Here is a 23764-nt window from a genome sequence, read left to right on the forward strand (position 1 = left end):
CCCGGTGGCCGCCCCGCCCGGGAGGGACGGCCGGGTCACCGCTGGTGCATGGTCTCCACGGCGGCGGCCAGGACGCGCGGATCACGGTGGGCCTTGTGGACCGCCGGGGGCCGCGCGTCGAGCCCGAGAAGCCCGGCCACCGCAGTCCGGGCGGTGCGCACCGAGTACTCCACGGTGAACGTCACGTCGTCGGGCACCTCGGCGAACTGTCCGATGAAGGCGAGGTTCACCGACCCCTCGGGCACGACCGCGGGCCGGTCGTCGCGGCGGCGGGCCAGCAACGGGCTGGTGACGTAGGGCATCAGGCACGGCACGACGGTGGACGTCTCCCGCACGCGGGCCGCGAGCGACGCGTCGAGGGCCAGGTGGTGCAGGACCTCCTCGAGGATCTCCCGGCCCGAGCACATCGTCATGGGCTTCGGTGTGTGATCGCCCGCGCGGCCGGGACGCAGGGCGTAGCCCCACCAGGTGACGCCCTCGGGCCGCCCGGGGCCGGCGGTGATGGTGAGGAGCCAGTTCGAGGCGGTGAAGGTCACTCGGCCGTCCTCACCGCCGGCGCACCGCTCCAGCGCCGTGCGGAAGGCCGGGTCCCCGGTCGTCACGGTGAACGACGCGAAGCGCGACTCCTTGATGTGCTTGTCGAAGACGGCCGGATCCCCGAAGTCGTCCCGGCCGCGCGCCAGACGGTGCCACAGCAGCCAGGCGTCGGAGCGGTGCGGCCGGGGCGGCGGCGCGGCGGTGTGCGAGCCGTGGCCGGCGGCGTCGGTCAGGGAGCCGAGGGTGACCAGCACCAGGTCCCCGCGGGCCACCTCGATCCGCTCGTCCCGGCCGTCGCGCGACAGGTGGATCCGCTCGACCCGCGTCCGTGCGCGGCCCGGGGCGAGCCCGAGGTCGGTGACATGGCATCCGGTGTGGAGGGTGACGCCGTGGGCGAGCAGCCAGTCGGTCAGGGGGCGCACCAGGAAGCCGTACGCGTCGCGGCGGGCCCGGTGGACGCCGGACAGCGACGGGAGTTCGGGGAACAGGTGCAGGAAACGCCGGAGGGAGCGGCGGAACTCGATGGCGCTGTGCCAGGGCTGGAACGCGAACGTCGAGGACCACAGGAACCAGAAGGTGGTGGTGAAGAAGTGCTCCCCGAAGCAGTCGCCGATCCGCCTGCCGTCCAGGTGCCGTTCCGGGGTCGCCAGGCAACGGACCAGCTCCAGGCGATCGCGTTCGGTGAATCCCATCGAACGGGTGCCGACGATCTCGCCGTCGCCGCCGACGAGCCGCACCACGTCGCCCGGGGCTGAGTCCCCGCGCCCGGCGGACATCCGCTGCGCCACCGACACGCCGGGGTCGTCGGGCGAGGGGATGGCGGAGAACAGGTCGTGGGTGCAGGGGTACTCGGCCGCGGGCATCACCCGGGCGGGCGGGCCGCCGCCGGCGTCCGCCGTGCCGTCCGTGTCCAGGCTGCCGCCGATCCGCCGCCGCTCCTCGAAGAGGTGGATGTCCTCCCCGTCGAAGCCGCCGTCGCGGATCAGGAACGCGGCCGCCGCGAGCGCCGCGACACCACCGCCCACGAGATACGCCTTCGCCATCGCCCCACTCCTCTTCTCGGCCCGCCGGACGGGGACCGCTCGGCATCAGCCTCCGCCGCGCCCGGGAGCGCCGTCAGGGGGCCATTGGTCACTCGTCCGGTCCGAACGGCCCACCGTGCGGCCGGGATCGGACCCTGCGGCCGGGATCGGACCCTGCGGCCGGGATCGGACCCTGCGGCCGGGCTCAGTCCGCGGTGCCCGGCAGCCACAGGTCGGGTCCGAACACCTCGTAGCGGATCCGCCGTGCCGGAATCCCGGCGCGCAGCAACCTGGCGCGGACGTCCCGCATGAAGGGCAGGGGGCCACACAGGAACACCGTCGCGTCCTCGGGCAGTTCGATGCCGTCCAGGCGCATCAGGCCCTCGCGCGCGTCGGGTTCCTCCGGGCCGGGCCGTTCGTACCAGAAGACCGCGCGGGCGCCCGGCAGCCGGCCGGTCAGTTCGCGTGTCTCGGCGCGCAGGGCGTGCGCGGCGGGGGAGCGGTCGGCGTGCAGGACCAGGACCGGCCGGGCCGAGCCGAGGGCGGCGAGGTGGGCCAGGATGCCCGTCATGGGAGTGCCGCCGATGCCCGCGGAGACCAGGACGACCGGCGCGGTGGCGTCCGCCGGGTCGTCGAGGAAGACGTCCCCGAACGGGGCGGACAGCGTCAGTTCGTCCCCCTCGCGGACCTTTTCGTGCAGGAGGGCGGAGACCTCGCCGTCCGGGGCGCCGGCCAGGCCGGTCACGCGCTTGACGGTGATGCGCCGCAGCTCCCCGCCGGGGCCGGAGGACAGGCTGTACTGCCGCACTTGACGGATCCCGTCGGCCATGGTGACCCGTACGCTCACGTACTGTCCGGCCCGGGCCCGCGGCGCCGGCCGGCCGTCGGCCGGGCGCAGGACGAAGGACACCACGTCCGGGGTCTCGGTGCGCCGCCCGACGACCGTCCACTGCCGCCAGATCCGGCCGGGTTCGACGCCCGCGTCCTGGTACAGGCGGGCCTCACGGCCGATCAGCGCACCGGCCATCAGCCAGTACACCTCGTCCCAGGCCGCCGCCACCTCCGGCGTGACCGCGTCGCCCAGCACCTCGGCTATCGCGCCGAACAGGTACTTGTGCACGATCGTGTACTGGTCCTCGGTGACCCCGACCGCGGCGTGCTTGTGCGCGATCCGGTCCAGCAGCGTGTCCGGGCGGATCTCCGGGTCGGCGAGCAGCGCGGTGGCGAACCCGGCGACCGAGCCGGCCAGGGCCCGGCGCTGCGCCCCGCTGGCCTGGTTGCCGCGGTTGAACATCCCGTCGAGCAGTTCCGGCCGGTCGCGGAACATCGCGCCGTAGAAGCGGGTGGTGATCTCGTCGAGCGCGCCCGCCACGGCGGGCAGCGTGGCACGGACCACGGCGGCGGATTCCTCGGACAGCATGGAGCCTCCCGGGCGGGGACGGGGTGGGAAGGGGCGCCGCACCGGCATGGGGCGGCGTCCCTTGTGTAGCAGGCGCAGGCCCGTGTTCCGGCGCTGTTCGGCCCCGCCGGGCGAACGAGGGCCGAACGGCCCGTGGATCAGGGCACATCGGCCCCTGCGGGCCGCTCCGCACCGGGGCCGGCCGGCCCGGGCACGGACTCCTGCCGGCCCTGTCCGCCGAGCCGTACGCCGCGCCGCATCCCCACAGGACCCGTCCGGGCGGGCGAGCGCGCCGCCCGCTTCCGGGGCGGTGGCGCGGGCCTCCGCCGGCCACGGCGAGCAGTCGGACGGCCGCCGTCCCCGCGGGAGCCGGCCGCCGACCCCGAATGGGGCCGGTCAGTCCCCGCAGCGGGGACCTGCGGCCTCTCCACCGTGCGGGCCCCCGCCGCCAGTCTGTGATCAGAACCCCGAACCAGGAGGTGGACATCATGTCCCGCACCATCACCGTGGGCCTCGACGGCTCGTCCGAGAGCCGCGCCGCCGCCGAGTGGGCGGCCCGCGAGGCGTCGCTGCGCGGCCTTGCGCTGCGGCTGGTGCACGTCTGGGAGCCGGTCCCCGAGCCCCTGGCCCAGGCGCCGCTCCTGGGTGCCGAGACGCAGCAGCACTGGAGCGAGCGCATCCCGCGCGAGACGGCCGAAGGGCTGCGCCTGCGCCACCCGGGCGTGGCCGTGGACATGGAGCAGATCCACGGCCGGCCGATGGACGCGCTGGCCCGAGCGGCCGGGGACGCCGAGCTGATGGTGCTGGGCTCGCGCGGCCTGAGCGGCGTCGGCGGCTTCCTCGTCGGGTCCGTGGGCATGTCCGTCATCGCCCACACCGAGACCCCCGTCGTCCTGGTGCGGGCGGGGGAGCAGGCCGCCGACGAGCACGAGCAGGACCCGGCGGGCATCCCGTCCGCCGCCACCCCGTACCGGCCCGTGGTGCTCGGCCTCGACACCGGCCACCCCCATGAGGCGGTGATCGCCTTCGCCTTCGAGGAGGCAGCCCGCCGCGGCACCTCCCTGAAGGCCGTGCACGGCTGGAGCCTGCCGCCGTACTACGCCTACGGCCTGCCCGCTGACCTGCAGTTCCACGCCGAGCTCGGCCGGCAGGAGGCCGCCGCGCTGGCCGAGGTCCTGCGCCCGTGGCGGGAGAAGTACCCGGACGTGGAGGTCGTCGAGCAGTCCCGCTCCGGCAGTCCCTCCCGTCAGGTCATCGACGCCTCCCGTGAAGCCTCCCTGGTCGTGGTCGGCCGCCGGATCCGGCGCGGCCCGTTCGGCGTCCACATCGGACCCGTCACGCACGCGGTGCTCCACCACGCCGCCGCCCCCGTCGCCGTCGTCGCGCACGACTGAAGGCATCCCCGGGAGCGGTGAAGAGGATGAACACACCGATCGAACGATCCCGCCTCGCACCCCTGGTGGTGGGCGTGGACGGTTCCGAGCCGAGCCTGCGCGCCGTCGACTGGGCGGCCGACGAGGCTGAGCTGCGCGGAGTGCCGCTGCGAGTGGTGTACGCCTGCCTGTGGCAGCGCTACGAGGGCGCCGCACTCGCCCGGGACCTCGGAGAACCGGCCGGGCGGCCGCTGCCGCAGGACATCGCCGGCGCCGCCGCCCAGCGGGCCCGCGCCCGTCACCCGCGGCTGCGGGTGACCACCGACGTGGTGTTCGAGGAGCCGGAGTACGCCCTGGTCCGGGAGGGGCGCGGCGCCGCCGCACTGGTCCTGGGCAGCCGCGGCCGCAGCGGGATCACCGAGCTGCTGCTCGGTTCCGTCAGCCTCACCGTCGCCGGCCACGCCGACTGCCCGGTGATCGTGCTGCGCGGCAGCCACGACAACCAGGCGACGCCGCCGGTGCGCGGCCGCGTGGTCGTCGGCGTGGGCGACGACGCGAAGGACTCGGCGGCCGTGCGCTTCGCCGTCGAGGAGGCGCGCCGCCGCGGGGTGGCCCTGGAGGCCGTGCGCGCCTGGCGCTGCCCGGCGCACGAGACCACCGACCATCCGCTGCTGGCCGGCGAGCCCGCCCGTCTGCACGAGGAGAAGGCGGCCGAGGAACTGGCGACGGCCGTCCAGGACGTCCCGGCGGACGTCGAGGTCCGCCGGCGCACCGTCGAGGGCCATGCCCGCGAGGTGCTGGTCGACGCCTCGCACGAAGCCGACCTGCTGGTGGTCGGCGCCCGGCGCCGCCCCGGGCACCGCGGTCCGCAGCTCGGGCGGATCGCCCACGGGGCGCTGCACCGCTCCGCCTGCCCGGTCGCCGTCGTACCGCACCGGGACCCCGGTGACTGACCGGCGTCTCAGAGGCTCGCCGCGTGATCGGGGACGTAGGTCCGCAGATCGCGCGGCGGACGCTCGTAGCCGGTGGACTCGGGGCGCTCCGGCAGTTCCAGCACCGGCGGCGGCACCTCGTGGTAAGGCACCGAGCCGAGCAGATGGGCGATCATGTTCAGCCGCGCCCGACGCTTGTCGTCGCTCTCCACGACGTTCCACGGCGCCTCGGAGATGTCGGTGTGCACCATCATCTCGTCCTTCGCCCGGGAGTACGCCTCCCAGCGCGTGAGCGACTCCAGGTCCATCGGGGACAGCTTCCAGCGCCTGAGGGGGTCCTCCAGACGGCGGCGGAAGCGTTCCTGCTGCTCCCCGTCGCTCACCGAGAACCAGTACTTGCGCAGCAGGATCCCGTCCTCGACCAGCATCCGCTCGAAGATGGGGCACTGCCGCAGGAACAGCTGGTGCTCCTCCTTGGTGCAGAAGCCCATGACGTGCTCGACACCGGCCCGGTTGTACCAGGACCGGTCGAACAGCACGATCTCCCCGGCGGCCGGCAGATGCTCCACGTACCGCTGGAAGTACCACTGGGTGCGCTGGCGCTCGGTCGGCGTGGGCAGCGCCGCGATGCGCGCCACCCGCGGGTTGAGGTGCTCGGTGACCCGCTTGATGGTGCCGCCCTTGCCGGCCGCGTCCCGGCCCTCGAACACCACGACCAGCCGGGCGCCCTCCGCACGCACCCACTCCTGCAGCTTCACCAGCTCCGTCTGCAGCCGCAGCAGTTCCGTCTCGTACACCGCGCGCGGCACCTTCGCCGCCTTCTTGCCCGACATGCGTCCCTCCGAGCCCGACCGTCCACACCGACGACCTCAACGTAATCGCTCGTGCCGCAGCCGGGGGCGGTCGTGCCCGACGCGTCCGGGCTACGGACCATCGGCGCCCTTCTGGGCCGACCGGCCCCCATGTCGCCCCCAACAGCCCCTGGGACGGCTCCGCGGTCCGCCGGATGCTCGACATGAAGAGAGTGTGGGAGGAGCCCGCCATGACGCACGACGTGACCGACCGGCCCCGCGTCCACGCCCTGCTCGCGGACGGCACCACCGTGTGCATCCGGCCCGCCGTGCCGGGCGACCACGAGCAGGTGGAGGGACTGTACGAGGAGATGTCCCCGGAGAACCTGCGCAGAAGGTTCTTCGCCGTGAGCCCCCGGTCGGCCCGCCAGGCCGCCGACCGCGCCTGCGCGCCGGCCCGCACCGGCTACCGGGCGCTGCTGGCCGAGACACGGGGCCGGCTCGTCGGCATCGCCGAGTACGGCACCGGCGACCGGAAGGACACCGCGGAGGTCTCGGTCGCCGTCGCCGACGGGCTGCACCACCGCGGCGTGGGCACCCTGCTCGTCGAGCACCTCGTCTCCGCGGCCCGCGAGGACGGCATCACCACCTTCACGGCCGACGCGCTCAGCGAGAACCACGAGGTGCTGAGGCTCTTCGCCGACCTCGGCCTGCCCACCCACCGCCGGTTCGAGGGCCCGGAGGTGCGCTGCACCATCGCCCTCGAACCCGGCGACACCTACCTCACGGCCGTCGAGGAACGCGGCCGGACCGCCGACGTCGCCAGCCTGACGCCCCTGCTGCGCCCGAAGGCCGTCGCCGTCGTCGGAGCCGGACGCTCACCGGGCTCGGTGGGACGGGCGATCCTGCACCAGCTCCACTCGGGCGGCTACACCGGACGCCTGTTCGCGGTGAACCCAGCCGCACACGCGATCCTCGGTGTGCCGTCCTACCCCACGGTCGGCGCCCTGCCCCGCACCCCGGACCTCGCCGTGCTGGCCGTGCCCGCCGCCGCGGTTCCCGGCACCGCCGAGGAGTGCGGCAGGGCGGGCGTCCGCGCCCTCATCGTCGTCACCTCGGACCTCGACGCCGGGCAGGCAGGCGCCCTGCGGGCCGCCTGCCGCGCTTTCGGCATGCGGCTCGTCGGCCCCAACTGCCTCGGCATCTCCCACACCGACCCGGAGATCAGCCTCGACGCCACCTTCGCCGCCGGCCACCCCCGACCCGGCACCGCGGGCGTGGCCGTGCAGTCCGGCGGCGTCGGCATCGCCCTGCTCGACGGGCTGTCCCGGCTCGGCATCGGCGTGTCCTCCTTCGTCTCCCTCGGTGACAAGTACGACGTCAGCGGCAACGACATGCTGCAGTGGTGGGAGAGCGACGGCCGCACCGGCCTCGCCCTGCTGCACCTGGAGTCCTTCGGCAACCCGCGGGCCTTCTCCCGCACCGCCCGCCGGGTCACCCGCCGCATGCCGGTGCTGACGGTCGACGCCGGCCGTACCGACGCGGGCCGGCGCGCCGCCCATTCGCACACCGCGGCCGCCGCCACCCCGACGATGACCCGCGCCGCGCTGTTCACCCAGGCCGGGATCACCGCGACCCGCTCCGTCGGGGAACTGCTGGAGACCGCCGCCCTGCTGCACGCGCAGCCGCTGCCCACGGGCAGCCGCGTCGCCGTCGTCACCAACGCGGGCGGCGCGGGAGTCCTGGCCGCCGACGCCTGCGCCGAGGCGGGACTCGCCCTGCCGCCGCTGCCGCCGGAGCTGGCCGCCGGCCTGCTCGCCGTCCTGCCCCACGGCGCGACGGCCGCCAACCCGGTCGACGCCACCGCCGCCGTGTCCGAGCGGCAACTCGCGGACTGCCTCGACCGGATCGTGCGGGACGGCACCGTCGACGCCGTCCTCGTGGCCCTGGTCCCCACGGCGGTCGCCGCCGCGACCGGGGACGACCTCGTGCGGGCCCTCACCGGCACCTCAGGCCGCGGGGCGGCGAAGCCGATGGCCGCGGTGCGGCTCGAACAGGGCCTGTCCGTCCGGTTGCTGCCCACCGCGGACGGCGGCACCGTACCGTCCTACGCCGAACCCCAGGCGGCGGCACGGGCGCTGGCCCACGCCGCCCGCCGCGCCGCCTGGCTGGCACGGCCCGCCGGAACCGTCCCGGGCCTCGACGGGGTCGAGACGGCACGGGCCCGCGCCGTCGTCGCGGACCACCTCGCCGCCCACCCCGACGGCGGCTGGCTCGACCCGCGCACCTGCGCCGACCTGCTGGCCTGCTACGGCATCCCGCAGCTGCCCTGGGCCTGGGCCGGGACCGAGGACGACGCCGTACTGGCCGCCGACCGGCTGCGCGGGTTGGACGGCCGGGTGGTCATGAAGGCCCACTGGCCGGGGCAGGTGCACAAGAGCCGGCAGGGTGCCGTCCTCCTCGACCTGCGCGGCGACGCCGAGATCCGGTCCGCCTTCCGTGACCTGCGGGCCCGCTTCGACGGGCTGATGACCGGCGTCGTGCTGCAACCCCTCGCCGCCCGGGGCACCGAACTCTTCGCCGGCGTCGTCCAGGACCGGGTCTTCGGCCCGCTCGTCCTGTTCGGGCTCGGCGGAACGGCCACCGAGGTGCTGGCCGACCACGCGGCCCGGCTGGCCCCGCTCACCGACCACGACGTGCACGACCTCATCACCGCACCGCGCTGCGCCCCGCTGCTGTTCGGCGCGCACGGCGACGGACCCGTCGACCTGGAAGGGCTGGAACAGGTGCTGCTGCGCCTGTCGCGGATGGCGTCCGACCTGCCGCAGCTCGCCGAGGCCGACTTCAACCCCGTACTCGCGACGCCGACCGGCGTCAGCGTTCTGGACGCGCGGATCCGGCTGGTGCCGTCCCGGCCCCACGACCCCTGTCTGCGCCGGCTCCGCTGAGAAGGAGAAGGACATGAAGCACCATGAGGTCAGCTCCGTGATGACCACGGACGTCGTCACCGTCACGTACGGCACGCCGTTCAAGGAGGTGGCCCGGCTGCTGGCCCGGCACCGGATCAGCGGACTGCCGGTGGTCGACGACGACCAGAAGGTCATCGGCGTCATCTCCGAGACGGACCTGATGCTGCGCCAGGCGGACACCCCCGACCCTCTCCGCCCCGCACGCCGCTTCCGGTGGGCCGCGCTGACCCGCGGCGCACGGCGGCAGGCGGCGAAGGCGCGCGCCCGCACGGCCGGCCTGCTCATCCCGCCCGTGCCCGGCGTGCGGAAGGTGGTGGAGCGGCTCGACGCCAGGGAGCACGTCACCTTCGGCGGCTGCCTGGAGGAGGGCGCGAAGGGCCGGGTCGCCGGGATGATCCTCCGCTCCGGCAAGGGCGGGGACTTCCGCGACTTCGCGGTGATCGAGGAATGGGCGGCCGGGATCGGCTCCGCGCTCACGGGCGCCGCCCGGGGAAGGAGCTGAGCGGGTGTCCCCGGGCATGCCGAGGGACAGGGGCCGGGTCGCCGGGGTACCGGTCCGCAGGAGGCCGTCGGCCAGGACGAGGTCACCTGCCCGGCCCTCCTGGAAGGCGTTCGCGCTGCTCCTGCCGGTCTCCGCAGCGGTCGCCTTCGCGTTCGGCGCCGTGCTCGACGCGCTGGCCCTGCGCCGGCTGCGGCGCCGCGCCGGTCCGCGCCCCGACGTGGTGACAGGCGCCGCCCCGGCACCGGGGGGGAGTCCGGCGCCCGCCCCCGGACGCCGGCGGGCACCGCCCCGCGAAGACCCGAGCGGTCCTCCTCGACCACTGAGCGTGGCGGAGGCCTCCGCAGCCGGCGCGGCCGGCCGGGCCCCGCCGGGACGGGACACCTGATCCGGCCCGCCCGCGGCTGAGGACCGTACGGAGCCGGTGGCGGGACCAACGGCCCCTCACCGCGGCCGCGGTGAGACAGCACGCTGTGGGGGGACGGCACCGCCCGTGCCGCGCCGACTCCCGAGGAGGGCATCATGCCGAGCGCAACCCTGGACGCCGTGATCCCGGAGACCTGCCTGTCGGCCGCGACCGCCGCGCCCTCGATCCACAACACCCAGCCGTGGTCCTTCCGCCTGGACCCCGGCGACGGCGCGATCCAGGTGTACGCGGTCCCGCGGCGCGGCCTGCGGCACACGGACCCCACCGGCCGGGCCCTGCACCTCTCGGTGGGCGCCTGCCTGTTCAACCTCCGGGTCGCGATCGCCCACGCGGGATGGTCACCGGTCCGGCGTCTGCTGCCCTGCCCGCAGGACCCCGGGCTGCTCGCCACCGTCCGCCCGGCCGGCGCCGCCACCCGGCGGACGGCGGGGGACCGCCCCGACCTGTACGAGGCGATCCGGCGCCGGCACAGCAGCCGCGTGCCCTTCTCGGGACGGCCACTGTCCCCGCGTCTGCGGAGCGAGCTGGCCGAAGCCGCCCGCGCGGAAGGCGCGCGACTGTGGTTCCCCGACGCCGCCGCGACGACGAGGCTGCTGCGCCTGACCGCCGAGGCCGAGCACCGCAACCGCGCCGACGCCGACCGCGCCGCCGAGAGCAACCGGTGGGTGCACCGGGATCCGCTCTCCGCCCTGGACGTGGGCCTGCCGCGGGCGGTGCTCGGCCCGCAGGACGCCCACGAGCTACTCCCCATGCGGGACTTCACCGCCCAGCGGCACACCGAGCGGCTGCCCGCCCGGCCGTTCGAGACCGGTCCGCACCTCGCCGTGCTGCTCACCGAGCACGACCGCCGCGCCGACTGGCTCCGGGCCGGGCAGGCGCTCCAGCACACCTGGCTCCTCGCCACGGCGTCCGGTCTGCGCGCCTCCCTCCTGCACCAGGCACTGGAGTGGCCGGACCTCCGGGCGTCCCTGAGCCCGGCGCCCGGGCGCACCGGACACGCGCAGGTGATCGTCCGCCTGGGCTACGGCCCCGACGGCACCGCGAGCCCGCGGCGCGCCCCGGGCCGGATCGTCGCGGAGGTCCCGGCGAGCGGCTGACCACGGCCCGGATGGGGCCCAACGGCCCGGCGGGCCAGGGACCGATGGCGGATCCCGGGTACGCCGTCAGGCCCTCACCACCGACCCCGCGGGCGACGAGCATCGAAGGTGCAGAGACGCTGCGCGTGGAGTGAGGGAGAGACCGGCGATGACGGCAACGGTGACAGCGGGAACCCGGACGACGACCGACGCCTGGCGGGGCTTCGCCGGCACACACTGGCGCGACCACGTCGACGTGCGCGACTTCATCCAGGCCACCTACACGCCCTACACGGGCGACGCCTCGTTCCTCACCGGCCCGACCGAGCGGACGCTCGCGGTCTGGGACAAGGTCGCCGCCCTGTTCCCCGAGGAGCGGCGCCGGGGCGTCCTCGACGTCGACACCGGCCTGCCCTCCACCATCACCTCGCACCGGCCCGGCTACATCGACCGCGACCGCGAGCTGATCGTCGGCCTGCAGACCGACGCGCCGCTGCGGCGGGCCATCATGCCCAACGGTGGTCTGCGCATGGTGGAGAACGGGCTCAAGGCGTACGGCTACCAGGCCGACCCCTTCGTCACCCGGGTCTTCAGCACCTACCGCAAGACCCACAACGAGGGCGTCTTCGACGCCTACACCCCGCAGATGCGCGCCGCCCGCAAGGCGGGGATCATCACCGGACTGCCGGACGCCTACGGCCGCGGCCGGATCATCGGCGACTACCGGCGCGTCGCGCTCTACGGCACCGACCGGCTGATCGAGGCCAAGCGCGCCGAACGGGCGGAGCTGGACGCGCGTCCCTCCACCCCGGACGTCATCCGGGACCGCGAGGAACTGGCCGAGCAGATCAGGGCGCTGGGCGAGCTGACCCGCATGGCCGCCTCCTACGGCTGCGACGTCGCACGCCCCGCCGCCACCGGGCACGAGGCGGTGCAGTGGCTCTACCTCGGGTTCCTGGCCGCGGTGAAGGAGCAGAACGGCGCCGCCATGTCGCTGGGCCGCACCTCCACCTTCCTGGACGTCTACCTCCAGCGGGACCTGGACGAAGGCCGTATCGACGAGACACGCGCCCAGGAGCTGATCGACGACTTCGTCATCAAGCTGCGGATCGTGCGCTTCCTGCGCACCCCCGAGTACGACGCCCTGTTCTCCGGTGACCCCACGTGGGTGACGGAGTCCATCGGCGGCATCGGCACCGACGGCCGCCCGCTGGTCACCCGCACCTCCTTCCGCTTCCTGCGGACCCTCTACAACCTCGGACCCGCCCCCGAGCCCAACCTCACCGTGCTGTGGTCGCCGAGCCTGCCCCAGGGCTTCAAGCGCTACTGCGCGCAGGTCTCCGTCGACACCAGCGCGATCCAGTACGAGTCCGACGACCTGATGCGCCCGCGCACCGGTGACGACACGGCGATCGCCTGCTGCGTCTCGGCGATGGCGGTGGGCCGGCAGATGCAGTTCTTCGGGGCCCGGGTGAACCTCGCCAAGGCGCTGCTCTACGCGATCAACGGGGGCCGGGACGAGGTGACCGGCGAGCAGATCGCCCCCGCCGTGCCCGCTCTCACCGGCGAGTACCTGGAGTACGAGGAGCTGTCGGCGGCGTACGACCGGATGCTGGACTGGCTGGCGGCCACGTACGTGGACGCGCTGAACGTCATCCACTACATGCACGACAAGTACGCCTACGAGCGCATCGAGATGGCGCTGCACGACCACCCCGTGCACCGCTTCATGGCATGCGGCATCGCCGGCCTGTCGGTGGCGGCGGACAGCCTCTCGGCCGTCAGGCACGCCCGGGTGAAGGTCCTGCGGGACGAGACCGGGCTGGCCGTCGACTACGAGATCGAGGGCGACTACCCGGCCTACGGCAACAACGACGACCGCGCCGACGCGCTCGCCGTCGACCTGGTCCGGTCGTTCATGGCGAAGGTGCGGCGCCACCCCACCTACCGCCACGCCGAGCACACCCAGTCCGTGCTGACCATCACCTCGAACGTGGTGTACGGCAAGCACACCGGCAACACGCCCGACGGCCGCCGCGCGGGAGCCCCCTTCGCGCCGGGTGCCAACCCGATGAACGGCCGCGACCGGCACGGCGTGGCCGCCTCGGCGCTGTCCGTGGCCAAGCTGCCCTACGAGCAGGCCCGGGACGGCATCTCGCTGACGACGACCATCACGCCCGAAGGGCTGGGCCACGACCCCGCCGAGCGCGCGGACCACCTGGTCGGCATCCTCGACGGCTACATGGCCGCCGGCGGGTTCCACATGAACGTCAACGTCCTGGACCGCGCGACCCTCGAGGACGCCATGGAACACCCCGAGAAGTACCCGGAACTGACCGTCCGCGTCTCCGGATACGCCGTCAACTTCGTCCGTCTGACCCGCGAGCAGCAGCTCGACGTGATCGGCCGCACCTTCCACGGAGCACTGTGAACACCGTCGTCGAGCCGGTGACGGGCCGGGTCCACTCCTGGGACCTGTCCACGGGAGTGGACGGGCCCGGGACCCGGTTCGTGCTGTTCCTCAGCGGCTGCCCTCTGCGCTGCCTGTACTGCGCCAACCCGGACACCTGGCACATGCGCGACGGGAAGCGGGCCACGGTCGACGAGGTGATGGCCGAGATCGAGAAGTACCGGCCCTTCGTCACCACCGCCGGCGGGGGAGTGACGCTCACCGGCGGCGAGGCGCTGCTGCAGCCCGCCTTCACCGCCGCGGTCCTCCGCCGCTGCAAGGAACTCGGCCTGCACACGGCCCTGGACACGTCCGGCTTCCTCGGCGCCCGTGCGAGCGACGCGCTGCTCGCCGACACCGACCTGGTCCTGCTGGACATCAAGTCCTTCGACGTCCGCACCTACCGCCGGCTGACCGGCGGGGACCTCGCCCCGACCCTGAACTTCGCCACCCGCCTGGACCGCCTCGGCGTCCCGGTGTGGATCCGCTACGTCCTCGTGCCCGGCTGGACCGACGACCCCGCGGCCGTCGACGGGCTCGGCGCGTTCCTCGCCGGGCTCGGCAACGTCGACCGGGTGGACGTCCTGCCGTTCCACAAGCTCGGCGCCCACAAGTACGACGCCCTCCGCCTGCCCTTCCCGCTGCGCGACACCCCCACCCCCGACCCGGAGCTGACCGAGCGGGTACGCGAACAGTTCAGGGAGCACGGCCTGCGGGCTCTGTGACCCACGCCACGACAGAGCGGCACCCGGTCCTGCCGGATGCCGCTCCCGTCCGACGGCGTCGCCCGAAGGGCCTACGCGCCGGCCGCCCCGGCCCGTTCGTAGTAGGCCGTGCGCATCAGCTCCTGCATGTCGTCGAGCATCGGCATCCGCGGATTGGCGGGCGCGCACTGGTCCTCGTAGGCGTTCAGGGCCTGCTGGGGCAGCGCGTCGAGGAAGGCGCGCTCGTCGACGCCGAGGGCCTGGAACGACGGCTCGATGCCGACGGCCGCGCGCAGGCGCTCCACGGCCTCGGCCAGCGAGGCCACGCCCTCCCGCGGGGTCGCGGCGGGCAGGCCGAGGGTGCGGGCGATGTCCTGGAAGCGCTCGGGGGCGCGGTAGTTCTCGTACTTGGGCCAGCCGGTCAGCTTCGTCGGGACGGTGCCGTTGTAGCGGATCACGTGCGGAAGCAGGACCGCGTTGGTGCGGCCGTGGGCGATGTGGAAGGTCGCGCCGAGGGTGTGGGACATGGCGTGCACGATGCCGAGGAAGGCGTTGCCGAACGCCATGCCCGCGATCGTGCCGGCGTTGTGCATCCGCTCTCGGGCCTCGGCCGAGCCCTCGCGGTGGTTCACGGCCGCCTCGATGTTGCCGAAGACCAGGCGGATCGCCTGCAGGGCGAGGCCGTCGGTGAAGTCGTTGGCGTAGACGGACACGTACGCCTCGATGGCGTGGGTGAGCGCGTCGAAGCCGCTGTCGGCGGCCAGGGACGGCGGCAGTTCGGTGGTCAGCAGGGGGTCGACGATGGCCACGCTGGGTGTGAGCGCGTAGTCGGCCAGGGGGTACTTCTTGCCCGTGGCCGGGTCGGAGATGACGGCGAACGGGGTGACCTCCGCGCCGGTGCCGGACGTGGTGGGGACGCAGACCAGCCGGGCGAGGGACCCGAGGACGGGGAAGCGGAAGGCGCGCTTGCGTATGTCGGAGAACTTCTGCCGCATGTCGGTGAAGTCGATGTCCGGCTGCTCGTACAGCAGCCACATGACCTTCGCCGCGTCCATGGGCGAGCCACCGCCCAGGGCGATGATCGTGTCCGGGCGGAAGTCCCGCATGAGGCCGGCGCCGTGGCGCACGGAGTCGATGCTCGGCTCGGGCTCCACGTTGTCGATGATCTGCAGGGTCACCGGCTCCGGCCGGCGCTGCAGGACGCGGCTGATGCGGTCGGTGAAGCCCAGGCGCGTCATGGTCGCGTCGGTGACGATCGTGACGCGGTGGACGTCCGGCATGGACTGCAGGTAGCGGATGGCCTGCGGCTCGAAGTAGATCTTCGGCGGGACCTTGAACCACTGGAGGTTGTTGCGGCGGGTGGAGACCCGCTTGACGTTCAGCAGCTGCGCCGCGGAGACGTTGTCGGACACCGACGTGCTGCCCCAGGACCCGCAGCCCAGCGTGAGCGAGGGCAGCAGACCGTTGTAGATGCCGCCGATCGCGCCCTGCGAGGACGGCGAGTTGACGATGACCCGCACGGTCTTCATGCGCCTGCCGTACGCCTCGGCGAGCGCCCGGTCCTCGGTGTGGATGACGGCGCTGTGCCCCTGGCCGTGGAAGGCGACCATGTCGGCCGCGAGGCCGAAGCCCTGCTCCGGAGTACCGGCGTGCAGTACCGCGAGGACGGGGCAGAGCTTCTCGCGGGTCAGCGGCTCGTCGGGGCCGACCCGCTCGGCCTCCACCAGGATGAGCGAGGTGCCGGCGGGCACGGTGAACCCGGCCTGCTCGGCGATCCAGGCCGGGCTCCGTCCCACGGCCGCGGAGTTGACCTTGGGTTCGCAGCCGCCGCCCGGCGCCCGGGCCGCGGGGAAGAGGAAGGCTTCGAGCTTCGCCTTCTCCTCGGCGCTCGCCAGGTGGGCGTGCAGCGTGCGGAACTCGGCGAGGGCGGCGTCGTAGATCCCGTCGTGCAGGATGACGGCCTGCTCGGAGGCGCAGATCATGCCGTTGTCGAAGGACTTCGACAGCACCAGGTCGTTGACCGCGCGGCGCAGCTTCGCGTCCTCGTGCACATAGGCGGGCACGTTGCCGGCGCCCACGCCCAGCGCGGGCTTGCCGGCCGAGTAGGCGGCCTTGACCATGGCGTTGCCGCCCGTGGCGAGGATGAGCGAGACACCGGGGTGGTGCATGAGCGTCCGGGTCGCCTCGACCGACGGGGTGTCGATCCACTGGACGCAGTGCTCCGGGGCGCCGGCCGCCACGGCGGCGTCGCGCACGACGCGGGCCGCCTCGGCGCTGCACCGCTGGGCGGAGGGGTGGAACGCGAAGACCACCGGGTTGCGGGTCTTCAGCGCCAACAGCGCCTTGAAGATGGTGGTGGAGGTCGGGTTGGTGACCGGGGTGATCGCGGCCACCACACCGACCGGCTCCGCGATCTCGACCATGTCCTCGATGTCGTCACGGGCGATCACCCCGACGGTCCGCACGCGGCCCATGCTGTGCGTGACGTGCTCGCAGGCGAACATGTTCTTGGCCGCCTTGTCCTCGAAGACGCCGCGCCCGGTCTCCTCCACCGCCAGGCGGGCCAGCGCGGTGTGCCGGTCCAGCGCGGCCACCGACGCCTTCTTCACGATGTGGTCGACCCGTTCCTGGTCGAGGTCCTCGTAGTCGGCGAGGGCCTTGAGCGCGTCGGTGACCAGCCGGTCGACGGCGACGGTGGTGTCGGACGGCGTCTCGGCCGGTGCGGTGGTCGCGGTGCGGTCGTCGTGCCGGGTCATGGAGTGCCTCCGTCGTCGAAAGATGCCGCCGTGCGGCCGGCGGCCCCGGAAGGCGGTGCCACGGGATCGGCGCCGCCCCACCCTCAGCCTCCCTCCGGAGCCCCGGTACGGCGCAGGACCGCGCGGTCCCCGGCCGGTGTCCGACCGGCCCCTGCCGCCGGGGCCGGACGGCCCCCGGGCCCGCCCCGGCCGGTGCGCGGCCCTGCGGCGAGCGGAACTCCCGCACGTGTGTCGTCGACACGGAACGCCAGGTCGCTGACGACACCCACCACGCCGTCCACCCGCCAGGCCAGCCGGCCGGCGAGGGGAACGTCGCTGCGCCGCTCCAGCCGCCCCCGCAGCGTGACCATGCCGTCCCGGACCGAGACGGTCACGGCGCCCGGCGGCAGGCCCAGCGCCCGGGTGAGGACGTCGTCGGCGACGTCCCGGCGGATCTCCTCGTCCGTGCGCAGGAAGACCCGCAGCAGGTCCCGCCGGGTGGCGATACCGATCAGCCGGTCCTCCTCGTCCACCACCGGCAGCCGGTCCACACGGTGGCGCTCCATGACCCGTGCCGCGTCCGCCACACGCTGTTCCGGATGGACGGTGACGGCCGGTGTCGACATCAGCTCCGCCGCGGTCGCCGCCCCGCCCGCCGCGCTGCCGCGCGGGCCCCGCCCGGCCGCTTTCGCCTGGTGGCGTACCAGGTCCGTGCCGGAGACCACGCCCACGACCTTGTCGTCGTCGTCCACCACGGGCAGGCCGCTGATGCCGTGACGGTCCAGCAGCCGCGCCAGGTCCTTGAACGACGTCTCCCGGCGGGCCCCGACGACCTCGCTTGTCATCACCTCGCCGACGATGCGGGGCATCGCACCCACTCCTTTCCGTGCCCGCCCGGGGCCGCCGGGCCGTCCGTCACCTGCTGTCGCTGGTCTCCGTCCCGGTCAGGGCGGCCCGTCCCGCCTCCAGACGGGCGACGGGTACGCGGAACGGGGAGCAGGAGACGTAGTCGAGCCCGGCGGCGTGGAAGAAGTGCACCGACGCCGGGTCACCGCCGTGCTCGCCGCAGACGCCGATCTTCAGGCCGGGCCGGACCGCGCGGCCCTCGGCCACGGCGATCCCGACCAGGCGGCCGACACCGTCACGGTCGATCGTCTCGAACGGGGACACCGTGAAGATGCCCTTGTCGAGATAGGCCGAGAAGAAGGCCGCCTCGACGTCGTCGCGGGAGAAGCCCCACGTGGTCTGGGTCAGGTCGTTGGTGCCGAAGGAGAAGAACTCCGCCTCCTCGGCGATACGGCCGGCCGTGAGGGCGGCCCGGGGCAGCTCGATCATCGTGCCGACCGGGCAGGCGACCGGCACGCCGGTTTCCGCGGACACGTCGGCGAGGACCTGCCGCACCTCCTCGCGCACCAGGCGCAGCTCCTCGACGGTGTCGACGAGCGGCACCATGATCTCCGCCCGCGGGTCCCCGCCGGCCCGCTTGCGCGCGACGACCGCCTCGGCGACCGCCCGTACCTGCATGGCGACCAGTCCCGGCGCCACCAGGCCCAGACGCACGCCGCGCAGGCCGAGCATCGGGTTCTCCTCGTGCATGCGGTTCACCGCGTCCAGCAGCTCCCGGTCGTGCGCGCCGGGCGGGGTGCCGTGCGCCTCGGCCGCGGCGAGCCGCACGGCGAGTTCGGTCCGGTCCGGCAGGAACTCGTGCAGCGGCGGATCCAGCAGGCGGATGGTGACCGGCAGGCCGTCCATCGCCTCCAGGATGCCGGTGAAGTCCTGCCGCTGCAGAGGCAGCAGCGCCTCCAGCGCACGGGCGCGCTCGGCGTCGGTACGGGCCAGGATCATCGCCTCAACCAGCTGCCGGCGGTCTCCGAGGAACATGTGCTCGGTGCGGCACAGACCGATGCCCTCGGCGCCGAACCGGCGGGCCCGGGCGGCGTCCTCGGGGGTGTCGGCGTTCGCCCGCACACCCAGCCGCCGCGTGCTGTCGGCGCGCCGCATGGCACCGGCCACCGCCTCGACCGACCCGTCCGTGACGGCGCCGGTCTCGAAGTACCGCATGACCGCGGAGTCCACGAGCGGGACCGCGCCCAGGTGGACCGCGCCCTCGGAGCCGTCCACGGAGACGACCGTGCCCTCCTCGACGGTGACCTCCCCGACGGTGAAGCGGCGCGCCCGCGGGTCCACGGAGATCTCCTCGGCCCCGCACACGCACACCTTGCCCATGCCGCGGGCGACCACGGCGGCGTGGCTGGTCTTGCCGCCGCGGCTGGTGAGGACGGCCTCGGCCGCGACCGTGCCGGGCAGGTCGTCGGGGGTGGTCTCCTGCCGCACGAGGACGACCTTCTCCCCGGCGGCGGCCCGGCGGACCGCCTCGGCCGAGTCGAACACGACGGCACCCACGGCGGCGCCCGGGGACGCCGGGAGCCCGTGGGCGAGCGCCGCGCCCGCCGTGGAGGTGTCGAACCGGGGGAACATCAGCCGGGCAAGACCGTCCCCGCTCACGCGGGCCAGGGCCTCGTCCGGGTCGATGAGTCCCTCCTCGGCCAGCTGGGCGGCGAGGACGAACGCCGCCTCGGCCGTCCGCTTGCCCACCCGGGTCTGCAGCATCCACAGCCGGCCCCGCTCGACGGTGAACTCGATGTCGCACAGATCCCGGTAGTGGGACTCCAGCGCCCGCGCGTGGTCACGGAGCTGCGCGTACGACGCCGGGTCCAGGTGCTCCAGCTCGGTCAGCGGCACGGTGTTGCGGACGCCCGCGACGACGTCCTCGCCCTGAGCGTCGGGCAGGTAGTCGCCGTACAGACCGGCCCGTCCGGTGGCCGGGTCGCGGGTGAAGGCGACGCCGCTGCCGGAGTCGGGGCCGAGATTGCCGAAGACCATGGTCTGCACGTTCACCGCGGTGCCGAGGTCGTCGGGGATGTGCTCGCGGCGCCGGTACAGGCGGGCGCGCTCGCCGTTCCAGGACTCGAAGACGGCGAGGACGGCCCGGCGCAGCTGCTCGGCCGGGGACTGCGGGAAGTGCCGGCCCGTCCGCTCGTGGATCAGCTCCTTGTACACCTCGACGAGCCCGGCCAGGTCGGCGGCCTCCAGGCCGAGGTCGTCCCGGACTCCCCGGGACGCCTTGAGCCTGGTCATCGCGTCCTCGAACAAGGCGCTGTCCACGCCCATGACGGTGCTGCCGAACATCTGCACCAGACGGCGGTAGGAGTCCCAGGCGAAGCGGTCGCTGCCGGAGGACTTCGCGAGGCCCAGGACGGAGTCGTCGTTGAGGCCGATGTCGAGGATCGTCTCCATCATGCCGGGCATGGAGAAGCGGGCCCCGGAGCGCACGGACAGCAGCAGCGGGTCGTCGGGCTGCCCCAGACGGCGCCCGGCCGCCCGCTCCAGGACGGTCAGGTGCCCGGAGATCTCGTGGGCCAGCCCCTCCGGCTCGGCGCCGGTGGCGAGGAAGGCGCGGCAGGCTTCGGTGGTGACCGTGAAGCCGGGCGGCACCGGCAGGCCCATCCGGGTCATCTCGGCCAGGTTGGCGCCCTTGCCACCGAGCAGGTCGGCCAGGTCGCGGCCACCCTCGGTGAACGCGTACACGTATCGGACCATGGCGGTGCTCTTCCTTCCGGTGCTCCAGGGGGAGGGCGGTCACATCTCGAAGACGATGCGTGCCTTGATCCGCCCGTTCAGCACGTCGGCGATCGAGTCGTTGACGGTGTCCAGGGGACGGGTCTCGTAGATGACCCTGGTGCGTCCCGCGGCGTGCAGCTGGAACACCTCGGCCAGGTCCTGCCGGGTGCCGACGATGGAGCCGATGACGGAGGTGCCGTTCAGGACGGTGTCGAAGATCGGCACCTGGATGGTGCCGCCGGCGGGCAGGGCGACCATGACCAGCTTGCCCCCGCGCCGCAGACCGCCGTGGACCGCGGCGAACGCCCGCTCGTCGACGGCCAGCGCGATCGCCGCGTGAGCGCCCCCGTGCCGCTTGAGCACCTCGGCGGGGTCCTCTTTGCGGGCGTCGATGAGGAGGTCGGCGCCGAGCTCGCGGGCGAGTTCGAGCTTGTCGTCGGTGACGTCGATCGCGGCGACGGTGGCACCGGCGATCTTCGCGTACTGCACGGCCAGGTGCCCGAGCCCGCCGATGCCGGAGACCGCCACCAGCTGGGTGGGACGCACGTCGGCGACCTTCAGCGCCTTGTACGTGGTCACGCCGGCGCAGGTCAGGGGGGCGGCGTCACGCGGGTCGATGCCGTCGGGGACGGGTGCGGCGAAGTCGGCGGGGGCGAGCATCTTCTCGGCGTAGCCGCCGTCGATGCTGTAACCGGTGTTCTGCTGCTGCTCGCACAGCGTCTCCCAGCCGGACAGGCAGTGCTCGCAGCGTCCGCAGGCCCAGCCGAGCCACGGCACGGCGACCCGCTGCCCGGTCTTCAGATGGGTCACGCCGTCGCCGAGCGCCTCGACGATGCCGACGCCCTCGTGACCGGGGACGAACGGCGGGCTGGGCTTGACGGGCCAGTCGCCGTGCGCGGCGTGGATGTCGGTGTGGCACAGCCCGGACGCCTCCAGGCGGATACGGACCTGTCCGGGCCCGGGCTCCGGGTCCGGACGGTCCTCGATCACCAGCGGCTCGCCGAAGGACCGGACGACTGCTGCCTTCATGGGGTGCTCCTCACACGCTGCCTGTGCTCTTCGGTTCCACGATCGGCGGGCGGCCGGCGCGGTGGCAGGTACCGGACGTCCTCATGGAGGGGGCTGACCGGCCCGGACTCCCGCGCAGCCCGGCCCTCCTTCCGGGAGCCCGGTGGCGGCCCGCACCCCGCGTGGTCCGTCCGCGGCCCGCTGGTGGCACGCGCCGTGACCGGGTACCCGTGCGGAGCGGGGCTCCGCCGCCGGTAGGGCCGATCGGCCCTGGCCGTTCGGCCCGGGATCGCGCAGGATCTGGGGTGGACAGGCAACGCCGGCGCCGCCCGGCGCAGGATGTGGACCGAGTCAGGACGAGGAGCATGCGATGGCGGACGGCGAGAAGCCCGGACCCGACAACCCGATCCGGGTGTTTCTGCTGGACGACCACGAGGTGGTACGGCGCGGGGTGCACGACCTGCTGAACGACGAACCGGACATCACCGTCGTCGGCGAGGCCGCCAACGCCGAGCAGGCCCTGGTGCGGGTGCCCGCGCTGCGCCCCGATGTCGCGGTGCTCGACGTCCGGCTGCCCGACGGCGACGGCGTGTCCGTGTGCCGGGAACTGCGTTCCCGGATGCCGGAGCTGTCCTGTCTGATGCTGACCTCGTTCGACGACGAGGAGGCCCTGCTGGACTCGATCATGGCCGGAGCGTCCGGTTACGTGCTCAAGCAGATCCAGGGCTCGGACCTGGTCTCGGCCGTGCGGACGGTGGCCGCCGGCCAGTCCCTGCTCGACCCAAGCGCCACGGCCAGGCTCATGGCCCGGCTGCGCCAGCCCGAGCCCGAGCCCGAGCCGGACGCGCTGCCGGGCCTGACCGACCGGGAGCGGGAGATCCTGGCCCTCATCGGGGAGGGCCTGACCAACCGCCAGATCGGCCAGCGGCTCTACCTCGCCGAGAAGACGGTCAAGAACCACATCTCACGGCTGCTGGCCAAGCTCGGCGTCGAGCGCCGCATCCAGGCCGCGGTCATCGCCACCCAGGCCCGGGACCGGCTGGAGCAGCAGGGCCGCTGACGCACCCGGCGGACCGTGGGGCCGAAGGTCCCCCCGCCCGCCCCCGTAGGGCCCAAGACCGCATCCCTCCCCGGCCGGAAGGCTGGCAGCGACGTGAGAGAGACCGACCGGGAGGGCGGCGGACATGACCGTACGCGTGGGCATCAACGGCTTCGGCCGCATCGGACGCAACTACCTGCGCCTGGTGCTGGAGCGCGCCGGGAGCGGCACCGGCACACCGGTGGAGGTGGTCGCGGTCAACGACATCACCTCGCCGGCCGCGCTGGCCCATCTGCTGGCGTTCGACTCGACGTACGGCCGCCTCGGCCGCGCGGTCGAGCACGACGACGACTCGATCACGGTGGACGGTCACCGCATCGCGGTGACCGCCGAGCGCGACCCGGCCGCCCTGGCGTGGGGTGACCTTGGCGTGGACGTGGTGATCGAGTCGACCGGCCGCTTCCGCACCCGCGAGCAGGCGGGCGCGCACCTGGCGGCGGGCGCCCGGAAGGTGCTGCTGTCCGTGCCGGGCAAGGGCGTCGACGCCACGATCGTGATGGGCGTCAACGAGGGCACCTACGACCCCGTCAGCGACCACGTCGTCTCCAACGCCTCGTGCACCACCAACTGCGTGGCCCCCATGGTGAAGGTGCTGGACGAGCACTTCGGCCTGGTCAAGGGCCTGATGACGACGATCCACGGCTACACCAACGACCAGGTGGTCCTGGACGGCCCGCACAAGGACCCGCGCCGCGGCCGCAGCGCCGCCGTCAACATCATCCCCACGTCCACCGGCGCCGCCCGCGCGGTCGGCCTCGTCCTGCCGGAGCTGGCCGGCACCCTGGACGGCATCGCCGTACGCGTGCCGGTCGAGGACGGGTCGCTGACCGACCTGAGCGTGGTGCTGGAGCGGCCCGTGACCGCGGACGAGGTCAACGCCGCGTTCCGGGAGGCCGCGGACGGGCCGCTCAAGGGCGTGCTGCGGGTGTCGGACGCGCCGATCGTCTCCCGCGACGTCGTCGGCGACCCGGCCTCCTGCGTCCTGGACGCCCCGCTGACCCAGGCGCACGGCGAGCTGGTCAAGGTCTTCGGCTGGTACGACAACGAGTGGGGCTACACCAACCGCCTCCTCGACCTCACCGAGTACGTCGCCGCCCGCCTCCCGCTCGCCTGACGGGCTTGG

At 73.9% G+C, this 23764-nt stretch carries 16 protein-coding genes; 9 read left to right on the top strand and 7 right to left on the bottom strand.

What is annotated here, in order from left to right:
* Positions 1-35: 35 nt before the first annotated feature.
* Positions 36-1580: an oleate hydratase gene (locus tag ACF07N_RS03975; protein ID WP_392107974.1), complete on the bottom strand. Its 1545-nt coding sequence runs from the start codon at positions 1578-1580 to the stop codon at positions 36-38.
* Between the two features lie 184 nt (positions 1581-1764).
* Positions 1765-2979, bottom strand: coding sequence for a globin domain-containing protein (locus ACF07N_RS03980; RefSeq protein ID WP_392107977.1), 1215 nt, complete (start codon positions 2977-2979; stop codon positions 1765-1767).
* Between the two features lie 467 nt (positions 2980-3446).
* Here ACF07N_RS03980 and ACF07N_RS03985 point away from each other — a divergent pair, with 467 nt between their 5' ends.
* Together ACF07N_RS03985 and ACF07N_RS03990 are read left to right on the top strand one after the other, a co-directional pair.
* On the top strand, positions 3447-4352 hold the full coding sequence (locus ACF07N_RS03985; protein ID WP_392107980.1) for a universal stress protein: 906 nt from the start codon (positions 3447-3449) through the stop codon (positions 4350-4352).
* Positions 4353-4378: 26 nt separating this feature from the next.
* The gene (locus ACF07N_RS03990; protein ID WP_392107983.1) at positions 4379-5284 is read left to right on the top strand and encodes a universal stress protein; all 906 of its coding nucleotides are present in this window, start codon (positions 4379-4381) and stop codon (positions 5282-5284) included.
* Between the two features lie 8 nt (positions 5285-5292).
* Here ACF07N_RS03990 and ppk2 read toward each other — a convergent pair whose 3' ends face one another.
* Complete coding sequence (gene ppk2 / locus ACF07N_RS03995) at positions 5293-6096, bottom strand: polyphosphate kinase 2 (protein ID WP_392107986.1); 804 nt, start codon at positions 6094-6096, stop codon at positions 5293-5295.
* A gap of 209 nt (positions 6097-6305) precedes the next feature.
* Here ppk2 and ACF07N_RS04000 point away from each other — a divergent pair, with 209 nt between their 5' ends.
* The 5 genes from ACF07N_RS04000 to pflA all read left to right on the top strand — a co-directional run bounded on the left by ACF07N_RS04000 (position 6306) and on the right by pflA (position 14199).
* Positions 6306-9002 (top strand): GNAT family N-acetyltransferase, encoded by a 2697-nt coding sequence (locus tag ACF07N_RS04000; protein WP_392107989.1) that lies wholly within the window; start codon positions 6306-6308, stop codon positions 9000-9002.
* 13 nt (positions 9003-9015) lie between these two features.
* The gene (locus tag ACF07N_RS04005) at positions 9016-9525 is read left to right on the top strand and encodes a CBS domain-containing protein (RefSeq protein WP_392107992.1); all 510 of its coding nucleotides are present in this window, start codon (positions 9016-9018) and stop codon (positions 9523-9525) included.
* Positions 9526-10044: 519 nt separating this feature from the next.
* Positions 10045-11046, top strand: coding sequence for an Acg family FMN-binding oxidoreductase (locus ACF07N_RS04010; protein WP_392107995.1), 1002 nt, complete (start codon positions 10045-10047; stop codon positions 11044-11046).
* Positions 11047-11194: 148 nt separating this feature from the next.
* On the top strand, positions 11195-13456 hold the full coding sequence (gene pflB, locus ACF07N_RS04015) for a formate C-acetyltransferase (protein ID WP_392107998.1): 2262 nt from the start codon (positions 11195-11197) through the stop codon (positions 13454-13456).
* Positions 13453-14199 carry a pyruvate formate-lyase-activating protein gene (gene pflA / locus ACF07N_RS04020; RefSeq protein ID WP_392108001.1) on the top strand — a complete coding sequence of 249 codons (747 nt, stop codon included), beginning with the start codon at positions 13453-13455 and terminating at the stop codon, positions 14197-14199. Before pflB ends, pflA begins: the two co-directional genes overlap by 4 nt.
* Positions 14200-14270: 71 nt before the next feature.
* On the opposite strand, the gene adhE is transcribed toward pflA, so the two are convergent.
* The 4 genes from adhE to adhP all read right to left on the bottom strand — a co-directional run bounded on the left by adhE (position 14271) and on the right by adhP (position 21563).
* On the bottom strand, positions 14271-16934 hold the full coding sequence (adhE, locus tag ACF07N_RS04025) for a bifunctional acetaldehyde-CoA/alcohol dehydrogenase (protein WP_392108004.1): 2664 nt from the start codon (positions 16932-16934) through the stop codon (positions 14271-14273).
* Positions 16935-17017: 83 nt separating this feature from the next.
* Entirely contained in the window at positions 17018-17782 is a 765-nt protein-coding gene (locus ACF07N_RS04030; RefSeq protein ID WP_392108007.1) for a CBS domain-containing protein, read from the bottom strand.
* Positions 17783-17828: 46 nt separating this feature from the next.
* Positions 17829-20513, bottom strand: coding sequence for a pyruvate, phosphate dikinase (ppdK, locus tag ACF07N_RS04035; protein WP_392108010.1), 2685 nt, complete (start codon positions 20511-20513; stop codon positions 17829-17831).
* A 39-nt stretch (positions 20514-20552) separates the two neighbouring features.
* Positions 20553-21563: an alcohol dehydrogenase AdhP gene (gene adhP / locus ACF07N_RS04040; RefSeq protein WP_392108013.1), complete on the bottom strand. Its 1011-nt coding sequence runs from the start codon at positions 21561-21563 to the stop codon at positions 20553-20555.
* A gap of 349 nt (positions 21564-21912) precedes the next feature.
* Between adhP and ACF07N_RS04045 the strand changes: the two genes are divergently transcribed.
* Complete coding sequence (locus tag ACF07N_RS04045) at positions 21913-22602, top strand: response regulator (RefSeq protein WP_392108016.1); 690 nt, start codon at positions 21913-21915, stop codon at positions 22600-22602.
* A 124-nt stretch (positions 22603-22726) separates the two neighbouring features.
* The gene (gene gap / locus ACF07N_RS04050) at positions 22727-23755 is read left to right on the top strand and encodes a type I glyceraldehyde-3-phosphate dehydrogenase (RefSeq protein ID WP_383333557.1); all 1029 of its coding nucleotides are present in this window, start codon (positions 22727-22729) and stop codon (positions 23753-23755) included.
* The last annotated feature ends 9 nt before the right edge of the window (positions 23756-23764 follow it).

This window comes from Streptomyces sp. NPDC015242, from assembly GCF_043079125.1.
Lineage (GTDB): Bacteria > Actinomycetota > Actinomycetes > Streptomycetales > Streptomycetaceae > Streptomyces.